General features: G+C 42.1%; 24 protein-coding genes and 2 tRNA genes. 24 read left to right on the top strand and 2 right to left on the bottom strand.

Translation table 11 applies throughout. The features are described from left to right. A tRNA-Glu gene (locus BUB92_RS08885) sits at positions 1–75 on the top strand. Positions 76–79: 4 nt separating this feature from the next. Next, positions 80–155, top strand: a tRNA-Val gene (locus tag BUB92_RS08890). 44 nt (positions 156–199) lie between these two features. On the opposite strand, the gene BUB92_RS08895 is transcribed toward BUB92_RS08890, so the two are convergent. Beyond that, positions 200–748, bottom strand: coding sequence for a hypothetical protein (locus tag BUB92_RS08895; protein WP_073093043.1), 549 nt, complete (start codon positions 746–748; stop codon positions 200–202). A gap of 205 nt (positions 749–953) precedes the next feature. Here BUB92_RS08895 and BUB92_RS08900 point away from each other — a divergent pair, with 205 nt between their 5' ends. Continuing rightward, positions 954–2,867, top strand: coding sequence for an AMP-dependent synthetase/ligase (locus tag BUB92_RS08900; RefSeq protein ID WP_073093046.1), 1,914 nt, complete (start codon positions 954–956; stop codon positions 2,865–2,867). A gap of 29 nt (positions 2,868–2,896) precedes the next feature. Here the strand turns inward: BUB92_RS08900 and BUB92_RS08905 are convergent, their stop codons facing one another. Continuing rightward, positions 2,897–3,742 (bottom strand): DegV family protein, encoded by an 846-nt coding sequence (locus BUB92_RS08905; RefSeq protein WP_073093049.1) that lies wholly within the window; start codon positions 3,740–3,742, stop codon positions 2,897–2,899. 147 nt (positions 3,743–3,889) lie between these two features. On the opposite strand from BUB92_RS08905, the gene ylxM reads away from it, so the two are divergent. The 21 genes from ylxM to BUB92_RS09015 all read left to right on the top strand — a co-directional run. Continuing rightward, positions 3,890–4,237 (top strand): YlxM family DNA-binding protein, encoded by a 348-nt coding sequence (gene ylxM / locus BUB92_RS08910; RefSeq protein ID WP_073093053.1) that lies wholly within the window; start codon positions 3,890–3,892, stop codon positions 4,235–4,237. Between the two features lie 17 nt (positions 4,238–4,254). Continuing rightward, positions 4,255–5,601 (top strand): signal recognition particle protein, encoded by a 1,347-nt coding sequence (gene ffh, locus BUB92_RS08915; RefSeq protein ID WP_073093056.1) that lies wholly within the window; start codon positions 4,255–4,257, stop codon positions 5,599–5,601. Between the two features lie 40 nt (positions 5,602–5,641). After that, positions 5,642–5,908, top strand: coding sequence for a 30S ribosomal protein S16 (gene rpsP, locus BUB92_RS08920; protein ID WP_073093059.1), 267 nt, complete (start codon positions 5,642–5,644; stop codon positions 5,906–5,908). 28 nt (positions 5,909–5,936) lie between these two features. Continuing rightward, the gene (locus tag BUB92_RS08925) at positions 5,937–6,167 is read left to right on the top strand and encodes a KH domain-containing protein (protein ID WP_073093062.1); all 231 of its coding nucleotides are present in this window, start codon (positions 5,937–5,939) and stop codon (positions 6,165–6,167) included. Between the two features lie 53 nt (positions 6,168–6,220). Continuing rightward, on the top strand, positions 6,221–6,736 hold the full coding sequence (gene rimM / locus BUB92_RS08930; protein ID WP_084728436.1) for a ribosome maturation factor RimM: 516 nt from the start codon (positions 6,221–6,223) through the stop codon (positions 6,734–6,736). 41 nt (positions 6,737–6,777) lie between these two features. Further along, positions 6,778–7,506, top strand: coding sequence for a tRNA (guanosine(37)-N1)-methyltransferase TrmD (gene trmD, locus BUB92_RS08935; RefSeq protein ID WP_084728437.1), 729 nt, complete (start codon positions 6,778–6,780; stop codon positions 7,504–7,506). Further along, complete coding sequence (locus BUB92_RS08940; RefSeq protein WP_278280521.1) at positions 7,490–8,086, top strand: RNA methyltransferase; 597 nt, start codon at positions 7,490–7,492, stop codon at positions 8,084–8,086. The genes trmD and BUB92_RS08940 overlap by 17 nt, the downstream gene beginning before the upstream one ends. Positions 8,087–8,200: 114 nt before the next feature. After that, a complete protein-coding gene (gene rplS, locus BUB92_RS08945; RefSeq protein WP_423230209.1) occupies positions 8,201–8,548 on the top strand; it encodes a 50S ribosomal protein L19 in 348 nt (115 codons plus the stop codon). Positions 8,549–8,613: 65 nt separating this feature from the next. After that, a complete protein-coding gene (gene ylqF / locus BUB92_RS08950) occupies positions 8,614–9,450 on the top strand; it encodes a ribosome biogenesis GTPase YlqF (RefSeq protein WP_073093068.1) in 837 nt (278 codons plus the stop codon). Positions 9,451–9,757: 307 nt separating this feature from the next. Next, entirely contained in the window at positions 9,758–10,828 is a 1,071-nt protein-coding gene (gene yedE, locus BUB92_RS08955; RefSeq protein WP_073093069.1) for a YedE family putative selenium transporter, read from the top strand. An 11-nt stretch (positions 10,829–10,839) separates the two neighbouring features. Continuing rightward, a complete protein-coding gene (locus BUB92_RS08960) occupies positions 10,840–11,049 on the top strand; it encodes a sulfurtransferase TusA family protein (protein WP_073093071.1) in 210 nt (69 codons plus the stop codon). 101 nt (positions 11,050–11,150) lie between these two features. Further along, the gene (locus BUB92_RS08965) at positions 11,151–12,326 is read left to right on the top strand and encodes a CapA family protein (protein WP_073093072.1); all 1,176 of its coding nucleotides are present in this window, start codon (positions 11,151–11,153) and stop codon (positions 12,324–12,326) included. 23 nt (positions 12,327–12,349) lie between these two features. Beyond that, on the top strand, positions 12,350–13,024 hold the full coding sequence (locus BUB92_RS08970; RefSeq protein WP_242939038.1) for a ribonuclease HII: 675 nt from the start codon (positions 12,350–12,352) through the stop codon (positions 13,022–13,024). Next, a complete protein-coding gene (locus BUB92_RS08975; RefSeq protein ID WP_073093073.1) occupies positions 12,999–14,546 on the top strand; it encodes a flagellar hook-length control protein FliK in 1,548 nt (515 codons plus the stop codon). Before BUB92_RS08970 ends, BUB92_RS08975 begins: the two co-directional genes overlap by 26 nt. A 14-nt stretch (positions 14,547–14,560) precedes the next feature. Then, a complete protein-coding gene (locus BUB92_RS08980) occupies positions 14,561–14,827 on the top strand; it encodes an EscU/YscU/HrcU family type III secretion system export apparatus switch protein (RefSeq protein ID WP_073093075.1) in 267 nt (88 codons plus the stop codon). A gap of 10 nt (positions 14,828–14,837) precedes the next feature. Continuing rightward, on the top strand, positions 14,838–15,188 hold the full coding sequence (locus BUB92_RS08985; RefSeq protein WP_073093076.1) for a YraN family protein: 351 nt from the start codon (positions 14,838–14,840) through the stop codon (positions 15,186–15,188). Between the two features lie 9 nt (positions 15,189–15,197). Further along, positions 15,198–15,878: a TetR/AcrR family transcriptional regulator gene (locus BUB92_RS08990; protein ID WP_073093078.1), complete on the top strand. Its 681-nt coding sequence runs from the start codon at positions 15,198–15,200 to the stop codon at positions 15,876–15,878. 437 nt (positions 15,879–16,315) lie between these two features. After that, positions 16,316–17,623, top strand: coding sequence for a glycine/sarcosine/betaine reductase component B subunit (locus tag BUB92_RS08995; RefSeq protein WP_073093079.1), 1,308 nt, complete (start codon positions 16,316–16,318; stop codon positions 17,621–17,623). Between the two features lie 12 nt (positions 17,624–17,635). Then, on the top strand, positions 17,636–18,952 hold the full coding sequence (gene grdH, locus BUB92_RS09000; RefSeq protein ID WP_084728440.1) for a betaine reductase selenoprotein B: 1,317 nt from the start codon (positions 17,636–17,638) through the stop codon (positions 18,950–18,952). A gap of 39 nt (positions 18,953–18,991) precedes the next feature. After that, positions 18,992–20,485, top strand: a complete 1,494-nt coding sequence (locus BUB92_RS09010) for a glycine betaine uptake BCCT transporter (RefSeq protein ID WP_073093083.1) — start codon at positions 18,992–18,994, stop codon at positions 20,483–20,485. Positions 20,486–20,510: 25 nt separating this feature from the next. Continuing rightward, positions 20,511–20,897: NAD(P)/FAD-dependent oxidoreductase (locus BUB92_RS09015; protein WP_143156915.1), on the top strand; the 387-nt coding region annotated here is incomplete at its 3' end.

Below are 20,897 nucleotides of genomic sequence, written 5' to 3' on the forward strand. Positions count from 1 at the left end.
GGCCCCTTGGTCAAGTGGTTAAGACACCGGCCTTTCACGCCGGTAACAGGGGTTCGAATCCCCTAGGGGTCACCAATTGGGGCGATTAGCTCAGCTGGGAGAGCACCTGCCTTACAAGCAGGGGGTCGTAGGTTCGAGCCCTGCATCGCCCACCATTATGAAAGCAGAAGAGCTCAGTTAAGAACTGGGCTCTTTTCTTTTAGTATAGGTTTTTGTTTTCCTCTAGCTCAAGCTTGTATATCTTAAGACCGCCTTGGGTAAAACGGGTATAGATTTTATAGTCAATAGTTGAGGAACAGTCAGGTAAATCGATCTGGTAAGTGCGGGTAAAAATGATCCCCTCTTCTTCTATATCCCATCTGATAAATGGCAAATCTTCTTTTGTGATTAAAGGCAATCCTTCCTTGGGAATTATGGCCTGCTTGCCAATTTCCGGCTGATAAGCGGTTACATAGCTAACTATTTGCTGAGCTAATTTCGGACTGAATCCTTGTTCAAGGTATTGTACGAGATCTGCAAAATTTTCCCCGTGGTTAGATATTATAAAACCTTTTTCCAGGTGAGATTCCTGCAAAAAAAGCTGGTAGAAGGTGTAGCGATATATAAGTTCATATACTAAAAGATTTTGCTTATCTCCGGAAGATGTACCGCCGGCAGGAAAGATTATATTTGGTGCCTCCCCAGCATAAAGGGGATTCTGGCTCAGAAAACAAAAACTTAGCAGCATACAAATTAGCAATTTTCTCATATACTTCTCCTTTCTGAGTTTATTATTTATTATAGCCATTTACATATAATGGAAAAAGCGATAAGAGTCGAAATAATCCTTAACAAAATAAGTAATATTAAGACACTTTGTAATAAAAATATTACAAAACACTGTAATGCTATATTGAATAGTGATAAAATAAAAATAACGGCGAGGAAATTTTTAATGGTAAGGGGGAAGGTTTATGGAGATGCTGGAAAGGTTTGAAAAAGAGGTAAAAACCTTGCCAAGGATGTTCTATAATACGGTGGAAAATTTTCCTGAGCATCCGGCCATGAAGTTCAAGATGGAAGGTACCTATGTCACTTTAAGTTATAAAGGTTTTGCCGATATTGTTCAGGAAATAGCGAATGGACTTTTGAGCCTGGGAGTAACTAAAGGTACTCCTATTGGTCTTATGGCTCATACCTCAGAAAGATGGGGCTGGGCTGACTTTGCCATCCAGTGTGCAGGAGGAATTACGGTTACTATATATCCGACTCTATCGGCAGGAGAAGCATCGTTCATTTTAAAACATTCTGAGGCCAGGCTGCTTTTTGCCGGTAACAGCGACATAGCTTTGCGTATAGAAACAGCATGGCATAATTTGCCTGATTTGGAATACATAATTGTCATGAATTCGACTTATCAAGGGGATAATCCGAAAATAATGAACTTAAGTGAACTGCGGGATAGAGGAAAAGCTTATGCCCTGCAAAACCCGCTGGCTTTGCAAAATCGCTGGGAATCTTTAAAAGGAAGCGATCCTTCTAGCATAATATATACTTCAGGTACGACAGGAAATCTTAAAGGAAGCCTTTTAAACCATGAAGATCTTATTGGGGCTTTGGCACGCAGCCTTAAGCATATGGAAATTGGCGGCTATCCTGTTACCTATAATGATGTAGCTTTTTCTCTTTTGCCCCTTGCTCATATATGGGAACGCAACAATTCTTATCTGGCTATGATTTCGGTAGGTGGTTGTATCGGATATGCAGAAAAGCCTACTACTCTAGTCCAGGATATACAGCAGATTAAGCCTACCTGGGTATTACTGGTGCCGCGCCTTTGGGACAGGATTTATGCAGGTTTCAAGGGGGCCTTCTGCAGCAGTCCTGAAGGTAAGGAGCTTTTTGAGTGGGCTTATAAGGTAGGAGAAAAAGTATTAGCAAAACGCACCAAGCCTAATGGGGCAATCGATTTGACGGAAGATCCCACCAAGTATCTGGATGAAGAGCTGGCTAGAGAATTTAAAAAAGCTGATGCTATGGTATACAGCCAGCTAAGGCAGTTTTTGGGAGGCAATCTCAAAATACCTTATTCGGGTGGAGGACATCTGCCCCCCGATTTGCACCGCAATTATCTGGTCCTTAATTTCCCGCTCCTTAACGGCTGGGGACTTACGGAGACAGCAGCCGGCATAAGCCATGGTTATCCGAATGCTACCAAGATAGGCTGGCTTTCCCCTATGGTTCCTGGAGTAGAAGCTAAACTTGATGAAGATGGCGAAATTCTCGTAAGAGGGGTAGGAATAATCAGGGAATACTACAAAAATCCTGAAGAAACTAAACTGGCTTTTACAGAAGATGGCTGGTTCAGAACAGGGGATATTGGGGAGTTTGACGAAGATGGCTTTTTAAGGATTATTGAACGCAAAAAGCATATCATAGTTATGGATACCGGCAAAAATGTAGCCCCGGCCAAAATCGAATCCAAATTTATCAACAGCCCGGTAATTGAACAGGTAGTAGTTTTAGGGGATAACCGCAAGTTTATTGCTGCTCTCCTGGTCCCTGCTTTTGATATTATCCTCTATATGATGAAAGAAAAAGGGATACCATTTGATGAAACTAAGCTGAAATATGCAGAAATAAATGGTATAAATACCTGTATAGAAGTAGGGGAAGATGTAATAAGCCATCCTATGGTTAAAGAATTGATAGCCGAGGAGGTTAAGAGGATAAATCAATATCTGGAAGATTATGAAACGATTAAAGATTACCGCATTCTGCCCCATAAATTGACCGAAGAAAGAGGAGAGCTTACTCCTACCCTGAAGGTAAAACGTAAAGTGATTATGGAAAAATACCGGGATTTAATTGAAGATATCTATAAATAGGGAAAAAGCGGCTTTAAAGGCCGCTTTTTTTATACTTCATAAAAACTTACTCCCAAAAGGCCGGGTCCGGTGTGAACTCCTAAAGCAGGGCTGATATCAGAGCATATGAACTCCTGGATGTTGGGGAGGTTTTTAAGTCTAACCACCAGTTTTGCAAATTCTTCCTTAGCTCCACCGTGCATGACGGCTAGATTTATTTTTTTATTCTGCACCGTTTCTTCCACGATCTCTACCAGTTTCTCAATAGATTTTTTGCGTCCCTTGGCTTTGGCATAAACAAAATACTGTCCTTCCTCATCAACGGAGATTATAGGCTTGATATGCAGAAATTGCCCTAACATGGAAGCTACTTTACCTATACGGCCTCCTTTGCGCAGGTAGTCCAGAGTTTCCAGCACATAAAAAACTTTTACCCGGGACTGAATTTTTTGCACATGTTCCATAACCTTGTCCAGACTCATGCCGGAAGCTATGCTTTTGGCTGCTTCTAATACGATAAATCCGCTTCCTATGGACAAGGTTCTGGTATCAAAGACTTTTATCTTGAGGTCTTCAATTTCTTCAGCTATCATTTTTACGGTATTATAAGTTCCGGATAATCGGCTGGACAGATGAAGTGCCAGCACATGGCTGAAACCTTCCTCCCTGATTTGTCCCAGTATATTTTTGACTTCCTCCGGTGCAGGCATGGAAGTAGTAGGAATTTCTTCTGGCATACGGGAATATACTTCTTCAGGCTGAATATCTTCGCGATCAGAATAAGTTTTGTTTCCGTAGATAACCTTGAGGGGTAAAATTTTTATTCCGTATTTTTGTATAAGTTCCCGGGGAAGATCACAGGCACTATCGGTTAAAATAGCTATTTTTTCCAGCAAAACTTTCACCTCAAATTTTAAATGTTTTAGCTAATTATATTGTCTTTTGGTTTTAAAAGCAATTTTTATTTATTGACATAAGGTGACAATTAATATAAAATGCCTTAAGTAAAGGATATTTACTTTACAAGTTAAAGAAGGTAGAGTATGCTGGATAAAAGAGAATATCTCATAATACTTAAAGATTTCTATGCTTCTTTGCTTACCGATAAACAGCAGTATGTTTTGGAACTATACTATGAACATGATTTATCCCTTTCGGAGATAGCAGAAGAAATGGGGATTTCCCGGCAGGCGGTATATGACCTGCTGAAACGTTCCGAGGGGCTTCTTCATGATTATGAAGCCAAATTAGGCCTGGTGCAAAGATTTTTAGCAATTAAGAGCAAACTGGAAAAAGTATGTACCTTGTTAGAGGATGACAAATGGGGAACAGATGATGATAGACGACATGAAATAGCAGGCATGTTGCGTGAAATAACTGAGCTTTTATAAAGAAAAGGAGAGGTAAGGTGGCATTTGAAGGATTAACCGACAGGCTGCAGGATATATTCCGGAAGTTAAGGGGCAAAGGCAAGATAACTGAAGAAGATGTGAAAGTTGCCATGCGGGAAGTGCGTTTGGCCCTGCTGGAAGCAGATGTAAACTTTAAGGTAGTAAAAGATTTTATAAACCGGGTAAAGGATAGAGCAGTAGGACAGGAAGTTTTGCAGAGCCTTACCCCAGGCCAGCAGATAATAAAGATTGTATATGATGAAATGACCGAGCTTATGGGGGGAAAAGAGAGCAAGCTGAATCTAGGCTCTAAAACCCCATCTGTCATTATGGCGGTAGGTTTACAGGGAGCAGGGAAAACTACGACTGTAGCCAAGCTGGCCAAAACGCTGGTTAAACAGGGAAGAAGGCCTTTGTTAGTGGCCTGTGATGTGTACCGTCCGGCAGCCATAAAGCAGCTGCAGGTATTAGGGGAGCAGATTGGAGTGCCGGTGTTTTCCATGGGACAAAATAATCCCGTAGATATAGCCAGGGCTTCCCTGCATCATGCTAAGTCTAATAATCGGGATATTGTTATACTTGATACGGCCGGGCGTTTGCATATAAATGAGGAATTAATGGAGGAGCTCAAAAATATAAAAGAAGCGGTAAATCCTGATGAAATTCTGCTGGTAGTAGATGCTATGACCGGCCAGGATGCTGTGAATGTGGCAGAAGCTTTTAATAATGATTTAGGCTTGACCGGGGTAATACTTACCAAGTTGGATGGGGATACCAGAGGGGGAGCTGCTCTTTCGGTCAAGGCAGTTACCGGCTGTCCCATCAAATATGTAGGGATGGGTGAAAAACTTGACGCTCTGGAAGTTTTTCATCCGGACCGTATGGCATCCCGGATATTGGGAATGGGTGATATTTTAACTCTGGTAGAAAAAGCTCAGGCCAGTTTTGATGAGAAAAAGGCCCGGGAAATGGAACGCAAAATTCGTAAACAGGAGTTCACCCTGGAAGATTTTCTGGAACAGATGCAGCAGGTAAGAGCTATGGGGCCTTTGGAAGAAATTTTAGGTATGATACCAGGTTTAGGCAAGCAGCTTAAAGGAATGAAGGCAGAGTTTGATGAAAAAGAACTTGCTCATATCGAAGCGATAATTAAATCTATGACTCCCGAGGAGAGGCGAAATCCAGAAATAATAAATGGAAGCCGTAAGAAGCGTATTGCCAGAGGGAGTGGAACCAGAGTGCAGGATGTAAACCGGCTTCTAAAGCAGTTTGAAGAGTCGCGCAAGCTTATGAAACAGATAACGGATTTAACCAGCAAAAAAGGGAAAAAAGGTGGCTTGCCACCCATAAAATTTCCTTTTTAATATAGCGATTAGTGGCAATAATATAAAGGAGGTGAAATAAGTGGCAACCAAGATTAGACTCAGAAGAATGGGAGCTAAAAAACAGCCTTTTTATCGCATAGTTGTGGCTGATGCCAGATCTCCCCGTGATGGAAGGTTTATTGAAGAAATAGGATATTATGATCCTAACACTACCCCTGCTACTATAAAGATTGATGAAGAAAAGGCTTTAAAATGGCTTAGAAATGGGGCCAAGCCTTCTGATACCGCCAGGTCTCTTTTACAAAAACAAGGTATACTGGCTAAGTTTGCCGAAACCCGCAAATAGCTAGAGAGGAGCAGGGGGTGACATTAAAGTGAAAGAACTGGTTGAATATATTGCTAGATCACTGGTAGATAACCCCGATGCCGTTGAGGTAAAAGAAATCGAAGGAGCAAGATCAATCATACTGGAACTGCGGGTTGCGCCAGAAGATATGGGAAAAGTTATAGGCAAGCAGGGTAAAATCGCTAAATCCATAAGGACTCTTACCAAGGCAGCAGGTGCCAAGCAGGGAAAAAGAGTAGTAGTGGAAATACTTAAATAGGGCTATTTTTAGCCCTATAAACTTTATTTAAGGTTTTTTATGAGGTGATCTATGTGAACTATGATGAAATGGTCGCCATCGGCAAGATAGTAGGTACTTTTGGGTTTAAAGGAACAGTAAAAATTGCCCTGTTGACTGATTTCCCAGAAAGGTTTAAAGGGTTAAAAAAAGTGCGATTATATGGAGAAAGAATAAACCGGGATTTTGAGATTGAGGAAGCCAAAGCCTACAATAATATGTATTTGATAAAGTTTAAAGGCATTGAATCCAAGGAGGAAGCTATTCGCTACAAAAATGTGCTCCTCATGATTCATGAAAGTGAAGTCTACCCTTTGCCGGAAGGATATTATTATCATTTTCAGCTTAAAGGGCTTAAAGTGTATGATGAAGAAAGAGGTTTTTTGGGAGAGCTTACCGAAATACTGGAAACTGGAGCCAATGATGTGTATATTGTAAATTCCGAGGAGTATGGCGAGATTTTATTGCCGGCTATCAAGAGTGTAATAAAAGAGATAAAGTTAGAGGAAAATATCATGAAAGTCAAACTCCTTCCTGGGATTATTGATTAAATTGCGGGGAATAGATAAATTGCTGAGCAGGGAGGATAATAGTGAGGATAGATATATTGACCCTTTTTCCGGAAATGTTTGTTTCGCCTTTAAATGCGAGTATATTAAAAAGAGCGCAGGAAAAGGGAAAAGTAGTTATAAATCTGGTAAACATAAGAGATTATGCGGGAAATAAGCATGGCCAGGTCGATGATTACCCTTATGGAGGGGGAGCTGGCATGGTCATGAAGCCTGATGTAGTAGTAAGGGCTATAGAAAGTGTAAGAGGTGAAGATTCCTGGGTAATTTATATGTCGCCCCGGGGTAAAACCTTAAAGCAGGATAAAGTCAGAGAACTGGCAGAACGAAAACATCTGGTCTTGCTTTGCGGCCATTATGAAGGGATAGATGAAAGGGCATTAGCGTTTGTGGATGAAGAAATTTCTATTGGCGATTATGTGCTTACCGGAGGAGAATTGCCTGCTCTGGTACTGGTAGATGCAGTGGTGAGGCTTATCCCCGGTGTGCTGGGGGATGAAAAGTCGGCAGAAGATGAGTCTTTTTCCCGCGGCCTTTTGGAATATCCCCACTATACCCGCCCGAGTATTTTCCGGGACCAAAAGGTGCCGGAAGTTTTGCTTTCCGGCCATCATGAGAACATAAGGCTTTGGCGCAAAAAGCAGAGCCTTCTTGTTACTCTGCTTAAACGTCCGGAATTACTCTTGCAACGGGAATATGATGAAGAAGAAAAAAAACTTTTGCAGGAAATACTTTTTGGCAGGGAGCAGTGAAATTTTGAGAAGGGCTAAAGTATATATAGCGCTTTTGCATTATCCTATGTATAACAAGAGAATGGATGTTATAACTACTTCTATAACCAATCTGGACCTGCATGATATAGCCAGAGCTTCCCGTACTTACGATGTGGATGGTTTTTTGGTAATCCACCCTTCTGAAAACCAGCATAACCTTTTGCGGGAGATAGTAGCTTACTGGCAGGAGGGTTATGGAGGAAAATATAATCCTGATCGCAAGGAAGCTTTTGAACTTTTAAGGACTTTTTATACTTTGGAAGAAGCTCTGGCATATATAGAAAAAGAAACCGGGAAAAAACCGTTAACCGTAGCTACGGATGCCAGGGTATATCCCAATACAGTTTCCTATCGGGATTTGAAAACCAGGATAAAAGAAGAAGATGGTGTTTATCTTATTCTTTTTGGTACCGGATGGGGGATAAAAAAAGAGCTTATGGAAGCCTGTGATTATATATTAGAGCCGATAGAAAAGGGACGCAGCTATAATCACCTGTCAGTAAGAAGTGCGGTAGCTATAATTTTAGATCGCCTTTTAGGGGAAGAATGGTATTTATAATTTTTTATCTCTTGTTAACCTGAATGGTTTGTGCTAAAATCTAAATGTTATGTGGAATAAAGGTGGTCCGCTGCATGAAGGATGCATGAACACCTGGTGGAAGGAGGTAAGAAAGTGCAGGATATAATCCGTTCTATTGAAGAAGAGTATTATAAAAAAGATTTACCTCAGTTTGGCCCTGGAGATACGGTTAAAGTGCATGTAAAGGTTATTGAAGGTAACCGTGAGAGAATCCAGGTTTTTGAAGGAACGGTAATAAAGATAAGAGGCGAAGGGCTTTCCAAGACTTTTACCGTACGCCGCATATCTTTCGGTGTAGGTGTAGAAAGAACTTTTCCCTTACATTCTCCTAAAATTGCCAAGATTGAAGTAGTAAGAAGGGGTAAAGTACGCAGAGCACGCCTCTACTACTTGCGTGAACTGACCGGTAAAAAGGCCAAGGTTAAAGAAAAAGGCAGATAAATATAATAGCGATTTCTGAAAGAGAATACCATTAAAGGTATTCTCTTTTTTTAGGAGGATTTTCTATGGTAATAAACTGGTATCCAGGACACATGGTTAAAGCCAGACGGGAGATCCAGAATAGTCTTAAACTGGTGGATATAGTTATTATTTTACTTGATGCCCGAGCCCCTTTTTCCTGTCGTAACCGGGATCTGGAAAGAATGGTAGGGCAAAAGCCTTTAATTATGGTTTTGAATAAAATGGATCTGGCTGATGCCGGCTGTACGGAGAGATATATAGAAGAGCTGGCACGCGAAGGCTTACAGGCGGTAGCCGTAGATGCCATAACCGGAAAAGGGATGTCTCAGGTGTTAAAAGCTATTGGCCAAACCTATAAACCGCTGGCTGATAAGATGCTGGCCAAGGGAAGGAGAGTAAGGCCGGCCCGGGTTATGGTAGCAGGAGTGCCTAATGTAGGAAAATCTACTTTTTTAAATTGCCTGGTAGGGAAAAAGGTGGCCAAAACAGGAGCCAAACCGGGAGTAACGCGAGGAAAGCAGTGGGTAAGGGTGCGGGAAGATATTGAGCTTATGGATACTCCCGGGCTTATGTGGCCCAAGATTGAAAGCGAAGAACAGGGGTTAAAACTGGCTTTGCTGGAAGTAATAGGCGAAAATGCTTACCATGAAGACCAGGTGGCTTTGTATCTGGTAAAGATTTTGCGGGAAAAGAGGCCTGAGGTGTTAAAGGAAAAATTCCGGCTGGCAGATATAGAAGGGACAGATGAGGAAATACTGCAAGCGGTAGGGAGAAAAAGAGGTTATCTTATTAAGGGAGGGGAAGTTGACTTTTATAAAACATGCCACATGCTGCTCCATGATTTTAGAAAAGGGAGTTTAGGCAGGATCAGTTTAGACTAACCTTCGGCATTAGAACTTCTTCAGGCTAAACCTGCTGGGGGCACGATTTTTATAAAATGCATTACTAAAGCTATGTAAATTACCCTGTATATTATAGTGATTATGTACAGCTGACAGGAAGCTGGGCTATTCTCTTTAACCGGGATTATTCCCCGGTTATTTTTTGATTTTTTTTAGCAAGAAGCAGGAATTTTTATAAAACGACAGAATATACATATATTGTGCATACCGAAGGCTAATCCCAATTATAACTATGAGTTATAATTGGGCAGAGCCAGGATTAATTTTACAGGAGGAGGTAGTATATATGGATAGGAGTAAGTGGTTTATTTTAGCTACCGGACTTATTATTGGAGCGATTGCTGCAGTACTGGTAAAGCTGGGGAATCCCCCCAACATGGGCTTTTGTATTGCCTGTTTTGAAAGGGATATAGCTGGAGCTTTGGGATTGCACCGGGCTGCTCTGGTGCAGTACATGCGTCCGGAGATTATCGGCATTGTCCTGGGAGCTATGCTTACTTCCCTGTTCGCGGGAGAATTTAAGGCCCGCGGAGGGTCGGCTACTTTTGTGCGCTTTGTAATGGGGATCTTCATGATGATTGGAGCCCTGGTGTTTTTAGGATGTCCTTTGCGCGATGTTCTGCGCATGGCAGGAGGAGATTATAATGCGGTAGTAGGGTTTATAGGATTTGTATGTGGGGTGGCTACCGGGGTATTTTTCTTAAAGCGCGGTTTTAACCTGGGACGCAGCGAGTACAGCCATTCTAATGCCGGCGGGTTTATACTGCCTGTTATTTTCCTCATCTTCTTATTCTTCCTGGTTAAAGGAGTAGTATTTAATCCTGATGCGGGAGGTCCTCTGTTTTTCAGCGCGGAAGGACCGGGATCTAAGTTTGCTCCCCTAGGAATATCTTTAGTGGCTGGACTGGTAGTAGGATTTTTAGCCCAAAGAACCCGGCTTTGCTTAAGTGGGGGGATAAGGGATTTCATACTTATAAGGGATAATTATCTGCTTTTAGGCTTTTTGGGCATTTTTATAGGGGCTTTGATTTTAAATATTGCTTTTGGATTTTTCAAGCCCGGTTTTGCTGATCAGCCGATAGCCCATACCATGTCGGTATGGAACTTTTTGGGGCTTTATCTGGTAGGTTTAACTGCTACCCTTCTGGGAGGATGTCCGTTAAGGCAGCTTATCCTTTCCGGAGAAGGGGATATGGATGCAGCTGCGGTAGTTTTTGGCATGATTGTGGGGGCTGCTTTTGCTCATAACTTTATGTTTGCTGCCTCCCCGCAGGGAGTAGGAATTTATGGACAGATCGCATGTATTGTAGGTATCCTGGTTATGTTCTGGCTGGGCTTTAGTTTCAGGGAAGAATAGGAGGGAAAAGCATGGAAAAGGTGGATGTAAGAGGTTTAAGCTGCCCTATGCCGGTATTAAAAACGAAAAAGGTTATCGACAGCGGGGCTAAGGAAATATTAGTTGTCGGAACAAGTCAGGTGTCCAAGGAAAATGTAACTAAACTGGCCAGGTCGCATGGCTATGAGGTCATCATGAAGGTTGACCAGAAAGATAGCTGGGAAATGGAGCTTAGAAAATAGCTTCCCAGATTAAAACATATTAGGATAAAATAGAGGAGAGCTTTTAGTAAGGCTTTCCTCTATTTTGTTATGGTTTAGATTAAGGGAAGGATGATTTTGGGGTGGGGAAAAAGGCGGGCGGGATTATTCTGCTTATATTTCTGGGCTGTTTAAGTTCCTGGTTTTTGTATGTTAATGTAATGGGAAATCCTAACTCTTTTCCTGCTGTTAAAGAAGAAGATAGCAGGGAAGAGGAGGAAAAAAGGACTATAACCCTTACGGCTACCGGAGACTGCCTTATGCACAATACCCAGATTATATCAGGTAAAGAGGCAGATGGGAGTTATAATTTCGCTTCTTTTTTTGTCGAAGTAGAAGACCTGATTAAAGAAGGTGATTATGCTTCTGTATGTTTTGAGGCTCCGATGGCAGGAAAAGAAGCAGAATATACCGGTTATCCGCTTTTTAACAGCCCGGATGAAATAGCCTCCACTTTTAAAGAGGCAGGATTTGATCTGGTCGTAACTGCTCATAATCATATAATGGACCGCGGGTATAAGGGAGCATTAAGGACTATGAAGGTGCTCGAAGAAGCTGGTCTTGATTATGTCGGTACTTATAAAACACGGGAAGATAGTGAAAAATTTCTCATCCGGGATATAAAGGGAATAAAAGTAGGCTATATAGCTTATACCTACAGCACCAATGGCATTCCAGTTCCTCCTGAACATGCCTATTTTTTAAATTATCTTGATGAGGAAAAGATACTGAGGGATATTGAAAAATTGCGGCCCGAGGTTGATGTCCTGATCCTGGTTTTGCACTGGGGTGTAGAGTACAGCCCGCTTCCTACGCAGGAACAAAGAATAATGGCGCACAAGTTTTTAGAAAAAGGTGCTGATGTAATATTAGGGAGCCATCCCCATGTTATTCAACCCATGGAGGTAGTCAATATAGGAGGCAAAGATAAGGTTATTTTCTATTCGATGGGAAACTTTATAAGCCATCAGCGGGGTATTGAGCGGAATAGCGGGATAGTAGTAAAGCTTAGATTTACCAAAGATATGAGAAAAGATATTACCGTTTTAGAAGAGGCAAGCTATACTCCTACCTTTTCCCATTCCTATTACGATAATGGCAGATTGAGATTCCGGGTGGTACCGGTTAGAAAGACTATAGAAAAGATAGTAAATGGCGAAGAACCTTATCTGGATAAAAGTTATATACCTGTTTTGGAAGGGGTTTTAAATGCTACTACTTCTACCCTGGGGCCGCCTTTTTACCGGGGACAGGATTAAACATAAAATGAGGAGGTTTAAAGGTGCGTCTGGATATGGAAGCTGAAAAGATAAGGATTAAAGCCTTAAGTGAATATGAAGAGGAGGCCTATGGGAGAGGAATAAAATACATAGCCGGGGTTGATGAGGTAGGAAGGGGGACTATTGCCGGACCGGTAGTGGCCGGGGCAGTAATTTTGCCTGCCGGCTTTTTTCTGCCCGGAGTTAATGATTCCAAAAAACTGAGTGCCAAAAAAAGAGCCGAGCTGGCGGAAGAAATAAAAAAGAGGGCTTTGAGCTGGGCGGTTTCTTATGTCTGGCCGGCAGTGATCGATGAGATAAACATACTCAATGCTACCCGCCTGGCTATGCAGCTGGCGGTTAAAAATTTGCACCTTACCCCTGATTTGATACTAACAGATGCCGTGAAAATACCCGATATAAATATTGAGCAGATAAACATAACCAGGGGGGACCAGCTCAGCATATCTATTGCCTGTGCCTCCATCATAGCCAAGGTGGAAAGGGATAACACCATGCAGAACCTGGATATTCTTTGTCCGGGATATGGTATGGCAGATCATAAGGGATATGCTACCCGTCGGCATGTAGAAGAGCTTTTTAAAAGGGGATGCTCGTTTTGGCACCGCAAAAGTTTTGAACCGGTTAAGTCTATAGTTTATGGAGGATGGGATGTACAGCCATGTCTCTTTGAATAAAGTACAACTTAATATAAATTTTCCCGGAGAAGAGGGGCTAAAGTTAAGCCCGGGGGAAATTCTCAAAGGGCAGGTAAAAGATGTAAAAGATAATGGCTTGATACTTATTTATCTAAAAGGCAGGCTCATTGAGGCCTTAAGTGAAGTGATGCTAAAACCGGGAGACAGCCTCTATCTTATGGTAGAAGATTTTAAAGAGGGAAAGGCTTATCTTAAAGTATTAAATCCGGAAAGATTAAACGCCATCGCCAATGATGTCCTCTCCCTGCGCCTTAAAGAGATAGGGATTTCTCCCCGGGAGCAGGACATAATGATAGCCAGAAAGCTTATACAGTACAACCTGCCCCTTACCGGGGAAAATATAAAAAAGCTGGAAATAGGGACCAGGCTTCTGGGGGAATTCAATGCCCGCAATTTAGAAATAGCTGCTTTTGCTCTGGCCCGGGGTATTCCCCTTAATAAGGAAACTCTAGGCTTAATCGCTTACCATCTGGATAAAAATACAGATCTGGCAAAATTACTTGCTAATATTTTTCGACTGGTTAGCAGTTTTAAACAGGAAACGGCTTTAACGGAGAATAATAGAGGTTTAGATGCAGGATGGGGCAAGATGACTTATGAACCGGAAGGGGAAAAACAGAATATAAGCCGGGAAGCAGATGTAAAGCAGGAATTAAGAAATAGCAGGGCTTTAGTACCTCCCGGGGGGGAAAAGATAGACAGCAGTTTGCGGCAGGGAATAGACGGTCAGGGATTTAAAACTGCATCTTTGCCCCCGGGGATGCCCAAATTCCAGGATGCCGAAGATGATTTAAAACTTCCTTTTCGCTGGCAGCCGCTTATAGAATTTTTAAAAGCGGCTCTGAAAACGATGCCCATCTCCCCGGAAGTTATACGCGAAGGCAAACTTTTAGGAAGGGTGATAAAAGAGCAGTGGGCAGGGGAAACGGACTGGCTGCGGCTTTTATCGGCCCTTCTGGAGGTAATGGATAGAGAAGAAGGCTTTAAGGAAAACGGCAAAGGAGCAGAACTGCTGAAGAACCTGGAAAGCCTTGCCAAAGAGATCGGCGGGCATCGGCTTTTTAATGTGGTAAGCCGTCAGGGTGGGGATAATAACATTAATTACTATTACTGGGCCTGGCCGGTAGAGATAGATAACCATACCTATTTGCTGGAGCTTAAGATAAGCCGGGAGAGAAAATATAAAAATTTGCGGGAAGAAGATAACTTAAGCCTGGCTATAGCTCTGGATACTCCCCGTATGGGTAAAGTTTTGTTCCATGTGAACTGGTGGCGGGATTATAAGGTTGAACTGCGGGGAGTAGTGGAAACAGCACCGGTAAAAGAATATATGGAGAAGAATATTGCCGAACTGGTTGATGCTTTATCAGGTTTAGGTTATAAAGTTGATTATCTGGGAACCCGGGTGGCAGCAGATAAAGAGGAGATGGTCCTGAATCAGATTAGATTGGCTTCAGCTTTGGAGGAGATAAAACCTTTTGGTATTGATATAAAAGTTTAGGGGAGGAAATAGTATTGGAAGAGTTAAAGCGGGAAAAAGCTGTTGCTTTGCGCTATGATGGGGAAAAAGAAGCTGCTCCTTATCTGATAGCCAAAGGCAGGGGGGTAATAGCCAGGAAGATTAGGGAGCTGGCGCAAGAATATGGAGTGCCCCTGCATCAAGATGAAGTACTGGCTGATTACCTGCTCGCTCTTGATTTGTATGAGGAAATTCCTCCCGAACTTTATGCGGTAGTGGCAGAAGTGCTGGCTTTTATCTACCGTATGCATGAAAGATATTAGGAGAGGGATTATGAAGAGGGAATTAGGGAGATGGGGAGAAAAAATAGCATCTGATTATCTTATGCAGAAAGGATACAAAATTTTGGCCCGCAATTACTATACACGCTACGGGGAAATCGATATAATATGTCAAAGGGATGGCATACTGGTACTGGTAGAGGTAAAAACAAGACAGAATTTGCATTATGGAGAACCGGAGGAGGCAGTTACCACACGCAAAATAAGCCATATCAGGAAAGCGGCTGCCGTTTATTTAAACCAGACGGATGTTTTTTATAAAGAGATAAGATTTGATGTTATAAGCATTTTGCTGGAAGAAAAAAGGTATGAAATAAAACATATTGAAAATGCTTTTTATTAGGTGATGGTTATGGAAACAGATAAAAAAGAAATCCAAAGACACAGGATGATGACTTGTTTTATTGATGCTGCGGTACAGATAATAGAAGAAGAAGGGATAAAAGGGGTTACGGCCCGCAAGGTGGCCGACTTAGCAGGTTATAATGTAGCTACCCTTTATAATTATTTTTCCAATCTTGATCATTTAATTCTCTTTGCTGCTTTAAGGTTTATGCGGGAATATACAGAAAGTTTACCTTTTTATGTTTATGAGGCGAAAAATGCTCTGGAAAGATTTCTTAAGATATGGGAATGTTTCTGCTATTATTCGTTCGGGCAGACAGAAATTTATAATGCTATTTTTTTTACTCCGATTGATGAACCTTTGCCGGATATTATAAGCCAGTATTATGAGCTTTTTCCTCAGGATCTGTCTAACCAACCTGAAGAACTTTTACCGATGCTTACCCGGACTGATATTTATGAGCGCGACAAGGTAATTTTAGAAGCTTGTGCGCGGGAAGGTTTTATAAGGTACGAAGACATTGACGAAATAAATGAAATTATTTTGCTGATATATCAAGGGATGCTTTCGGGACTTATAAGCAAAAGGTTCAATTATACACAGGAAGAAGCCGTAGAGAAAACTATGTTCTTTATAAAAAAGTGTCTGCACTTTTATTTAATAGACCGGGAGAAAGTTAGGCTATAAAAAATTAAGCGCTAAAGAATAGGCTGCGGAATTTTAGCTAGAGAGGAATTCCGCAGCCTATTTTTGGTATAGGGCTAATATTAGCTGGTTATAGGCGGAATTAATGCTTGACTTGCGAAGGCTTATAGTATGCAGGCAGTTTATTAAAATAATATTTTGGATTTGTAATTTTATTTAAAATTAGTTGAAAATAGCGAAAAATGGGCTTTTCATAACAGGAGGTTGTAGTTGTTGTTATATGACAAATTATTTTTTATTATATATTGTGAAATTTTTCATAAACATGTTTACTAAATAAACATGTTTATGATATGGTAAAAACAGCAACTAGCTAATCTGTTTGCTAACGATTAATTTAGCAAATTAAGGAGGTGGAGATTTAATTTAAAGAGTTTTGGGTTTTTTATTAAGTTTATTAAAAGAAAGGGGAGAGATAAATGCGATTGGAAATCGGCAATTTTCCCGTTCGTGAGGTACGCTTCGGTGAAACTACTGCGTACAGCAATGGCATTTTAACTATTAATAAAGAAGAAGCTTTAAAGGTTGTTATGGAAGATGAGCATATAACAGAAGCTGATCTGGTCATTGCCTGTCCGGGAGATCCAGTTCGTATTGTTCCGGTAAAAGAAGCTATAGAACCGCGGGTAAAGGTCAGCGGTGGCACTATGTTCCCAGGGGTTACTAATGAATTGGTGCCGGTAGGATGGGGGCGCACTCATGCCTTAAAAGGTGTTGATGTGCTGGTAGTCGGCAAACACTGGGGAGGTTTTCAGGATGGCCTTATTGATATGAGCGGACCTGGTGCCAAACACACTTTTTATTCCAGTCTTAAACATATCTGTCTGGTTGCTGATACCGATGAAGAATTTGAAAGATATGAACAGCAGAAGAAAAATCATGCCTTAAGATGGGCTGGACATCGTCTGGCTGAATATATAGCAACCTGTGTTAAAGATTTGGAACCTGAAACTTTGGAAGTTTACGAACTCCCGCCTATCACGCAAAGAAGTCCTGAAGTTAATGCTCTTCCGGGAGTAGTTTATGTCATGCAGCTTGACTCCCAGATGGAAGAGGATGGATATAATGCTCTTGTCTACGGCTGGGACTCCAATCATATGCTGCCTACTTTCATGCATCCCAATGAGGTATTAGATGGTGCGATTGTTTCCGGAAGTTTCATGCCTTGCTCTTCAAAATTTTCCACCTATTGCCATCAAAATAACCCTACTATAAAACGCTTATACCAGGAACACGGCAAGACAATAAATTTCCTCGGTGTGATCATGTCTAACCTTAATGTTAACCTGGAAGAGAAAACCCGCTCCGCACTTTTTGTAGCCCAAATTGCCAAAAGCCTGGGTGCAGTAGGAGCCATAGTTGCTGAAGAAGGTTATGGCAATCCCGATGTTGATTTTATAAAATGTATCGTCGCTTTAGAAGAAGCAGGCATCAAGACTGTAGGCATAACCAATGAATGTACCGGAAGAGACGGCAGGTCTCAGCCTTTAGTTGCTTTAGATGAAAGAGCTGATGCTCTGGTTACGACCGGCAATGTTTCTGAATTGATAGAACTTCCTCCTATGCCTATCGTAATTGGCGAACTGGAGGCACTGGCCAGGGATGGGCTGTCTGGAGGCTGGGAAGGATGTGTACGTCCGGATGGTTCAATAATTATGGAAAATAACGCGATGTTCTGCGGTGATACCATATGCGGATTTTCCCGCAAGCGCATGGCAGAATTTTAAGGAGGTGCAGCCATGAAAAAAGGGATACTATATATCAACCAGTTTTTTGGACAGATCGGCGGAGAAGAAATGGCAGATTATGAACCGGAAATAAGGGAAGGTTTGGTAGGCCCTGCTACCTTCTTACAGCAGCAGCTTAAGGATATAGAAATAACCCATACCATCATTTGCGGAGATAATTTTATGGGTTCCCGCAAAGAAGAGGCAGTTCAAAGAATAATGGGTTTTCTTCAAGATAAGGAAATTGACATTTTCTTTGCTGGACCGGCATTTCGTGCTGGAAGGTATGGAGTTGCCTGTGGAACTATTTGCCATGAGGTCAACCAGAAACTCAATATACCGGCAATAACTTCTATGAATGAGGAAAATCCCGGAGTAGAAATGTTCAGATATACGGATATTTATATATTTAAAGGCGGAAAAAGTGCCGCCCAGATGAAAGAGGATATAAAAGCCATGGCAAGATTTGCCAACAAGCTTGTGCATGGTGAACCACTTCTTCCGGCTGCTGAAGAAGGTTATTTCGGACGCGGCAAAAGACATGAAATATATCCCGAAGATGGGCCTATGGCAGCTGACCGGGTAGTAGACATGCTGCTTAAAAAACTTAGAGGAGAACCTTTTCAAACTGAACTTCCTATGCCCAAGACAGAAAGGATTCCTATTGCTCCTCCTATTAAGGATTTGAGCAGGGCTACCATTGCTTTAGTTACTTCGGGTGGCATTGTGCCTCATGAAAACCCAGACCGCATACAGTCAGCTTCAGCTACCAGGTGGGGCAAATATGACATAGCCGGTATGGACAGTTTATCCCCCGAGATATTTAAAACTATTCATGCCGGTTATGATCCCAATGCTGCCAATGAAGATCCCAACCGCGTAGTTCCTCTGGATGCTCTCAGGGCTTATGAAAAAGAGGGCAAAATAGGAAAGGTATATGATTATTTCTATACTACGGTTGGTACCGGAACTACGCAAGGGGAAGCTGCCCGTATGGGGCGGGAAATAGCCAGGGAACTTTTAGAAGCCGGAGTAGATGGGGTTATACTTACCTCTACCTGAGGTACCTGTACGCGTTGCGGAGCAACGATGGTAAAAGAGATTGAAAAAACAGGTTTACCGGTTGTTCATATGTGTAACCTGGTACCGATATCCCTTACCGTAGGGACTAATCGCATTGTTCCTACTATATCCATCCCCTATCCTTTAGGCGACCCGGCTGCTCCTCAAGAAGAGCAATGGAAACTTCGCTACCACCGCGTAGGAGTAGCATTAGATGCCCTGGCTGCTGATGTCAAGGAGCAGACGGTGTTTAAGGTGAAAATATAGCCTAAAACTGTTTTCAAATTAAAAAAGGGGGATGAAAATATGGATAAAAAGCAAAATAACAGCGTTTTGTATATTTCAATAGCTGTAGTCCTGGCTATTGCCCTCTGGGGATTAATTTCCCCGGAGGCTTTTGGAAAGTATGCGAACAGTCTTTTTGGCTTTTTGGTAGACAAATTTGGCTGGTTTTATCTTTTAGCCATGTTTACATTTGTTGTTTTCTCTTTGGGACTTGCTTTCAGCCGCTATGGCAATATCAAACTGGGGCCGGATGATGCCGAGCCGGAATTCAAATATTTAACCTGGTTTGGGATGTTATTTGGCTGTGGAATGGGAATTGGCCTCGTATTCTGGGGTGTAGCCGAGCCCTTGTATCACTTTACCTCTCCACCTTTTGGCATTACGGCAGGAAGTTCGGAGGCGGCAGACTTTGCTATGCGTACTTCCTTTTTCCACTGGGGTTTTCACGCCTGGGCTAACTATGCCGTAATCGGCTTAGCCTTAGCTTATTTCCAGTTTAGAAAGAATAAACCCGGACTTATAAGCACCATTTTTATCCCCCTTTTAGGTGAAGAAAGGGTTAAGGGACCGGTTGGAAAGACTATTGATGTTCTGGCTATTTTTGCTACCGCCGCTGGAGTTGCCACTTCATTAGGTATGGGAATTCTGCAGATAAACAGCGGACTTAACTTTATGTTTGATGTGCCTACCACCAAGCTGGTTCAGCTAATTCTTATAATTGTAATTGCTGTTATATATATCTGGACAGCTGTGACCGGTATTCAGAGAGGAATTAAATGGCTTGCCAATATTAATCTTGTTCTCTGCGGTTTAATACTACTCCTGGTATTTGTTGCCGGACCAACAGTAAAAATGCTTAACGGCCTTGTATCTGGATTTGCCAACTATGTGAACTTCTTTATTGCTGATAGTTTCAGGCTTTCGATAAATGGTGACAACAGCTGGATTGGCGGATGGACAGTTTTCTACTGGGCATGGTGGATTGCCTGGGCTCCTTTTGTAGGTACTTTTATTGCCCGTATTTCTAAGGGGCGTACCATTAAGGAGTTTGTTATAGGAGTTACCTTTGTCCCTGCTCTGGCTTCCTTTATATGGTTCAGTGGTTTTGGAACCCTGGGGCTTAATCTGGGTATGGAAGAAGCAGCCAAAGCTATCGCGGCGGGAACGGAAACGGCTCTCTTTGCGGTAGTACAGCATTATCCTTTAGGACAGATTATATCTCTGATTGCAGTAGTGCTCCTTTTCACATTCTTTATAACTTCGGCTAACTCTGCTACTTTTGTCCTGGGTATGTTTTCTTCTAACGGTGATTTAGAACCTAATAATACTGTTAAGACTTTATGGGGAATTTTACAAGCCCTTTTGGCTACGGCCCTTCTTTTCGCGGGTGGATTAAAAGCATTGCAGATAGGCTCTATTGCAGCAGCTTTCCCCTTCGCCATTATAATGCTCTTTGCCTGTGTGTCTATTTATAAAGCACTGGTACAAGAGTACAACCAGATAACTTCTAAATAACTTAGAGGGAGGTGAATTTTCAAAAGTGGAGAATGTATATGATCTGTTAATTTTAGGCGGAGGCCCGGCTGGACTTTCTGCAGCTATGTATGGAGCAAGAGGAAGATTAAAGACGGCCATCATTGAAAAAGGACGTCCGGGTGGACAGGCTGCCACCACTTCTGAGCTGGAGAACTATCCCGGATTTGGTCGGGGGACGACTGGACCTGGACTTACCGAAGCTATGCTGAACCATGCTTTAGATTTTGGAGCTGAACTTATAAAAGATACCATAGTTTCCCTGGACCTCAAATCTAATCCCAAAAAGGTAGTAGGAAGAAAAGGTGAATACTATGGCAAAGCCGTCATTTATGCCTTAGGTGCTGTACCCAGAATGCTCAATGTTCCCGGTGAAGGGAAGCTGCGCGGGAAG

The organism is Thermosyntropha lipolytica DSM 11003 (assembly GCF_900129805.1).
Lineage (GTDB): Bacteria > Bacillota > Syntrophomonadia > Syntrophomonadales > Syntrophomonadaceae > Thermosyntropha > Thermosyntropha lipolytica.

What these genes read in the sequence shown, in the direction of transcription:
- BUB92_RS08895 (WP_073093043.1), bottom strand. Translation starts at nt 748, where the DNA reads ATGAGAAAATTGCTAATTTGTATGCTGCTAAGTTTTTGTTTTCTGAGC.
- BUB92_RS08900 (WP_073093046.1), top strand. Translation starts at nt 954, where the DNA reads ATGGAGATGCTGGAAAGGTTTGAAAAAGAGGTAAAAACCTTGCCAAGG.
- ylxM (WP_073093053.1), top strand. Translation starts at nt 3,890, where the DNA reads ATGCTGGATAAAAGAGAATATCTCATAATACTTAAAGATTTCTATGCT.
- ylqF (WP_073093068.1), top strand. Translation starts at nt 8,614, where the DNA reads ATGGTAATAAACTGGTATCCAGGACACATGGTTAAAGCCAGACGGGAG.
- yedE (WP_073093069.1), top strand. Translation starts at nt 9,758, where the DNA reads ATGGATAGGAGTAAGTGGTTTATTTTAGCTACCGGACTTATTATTGGA.
- BUB92_RS08960 (WP_073093071.1), top strand. Translation starts at nt 10,840, where the DNA reads ATGGAAAAGGTGGATGTAAGAGGTTTAAGCTGCCCTATGCCGGTATTA.
- BUB92_RS08975 (WP_073093073.1), top strand. Translation starts at nt 12,999, where the DNA reads ATGTACAGCCATGTCTCTTTGAATAAAGTACAACTTAATATAAATTTT.
- BUB92_RS08985 (WP_073093076.1), top strand. Translation starts at nt 14,838, where the DNA reads ATGAAGAGGGAATTAGGGAGATGGGGAGAAAAAATAGCATCTGATTAT.
- BUB92_RS08990 (WP_073093078.1), top strand. Translation starts at nt 15,198, where the DNA reads ATGGAAACAGATAAAAAAGAAATCCAAAGACACAGGATGATGACTTGT.
- BUB92_RS08995 (WP_073093079.1), top strand. Translation starts at nt 16,316, where the DNA reads ATGCGATTGGAAATCGGCAATTTTCCCGTTCGTGAGGTACGCTTCGGT.
- BUB92_RS09010 (WP_073093083.1), top strand. Translation starts at nt 18,992, where the DNA reads ATGGATAAAAAGCAAAATAACAGCGTTTTGTATATTTCAATAGCTGTA.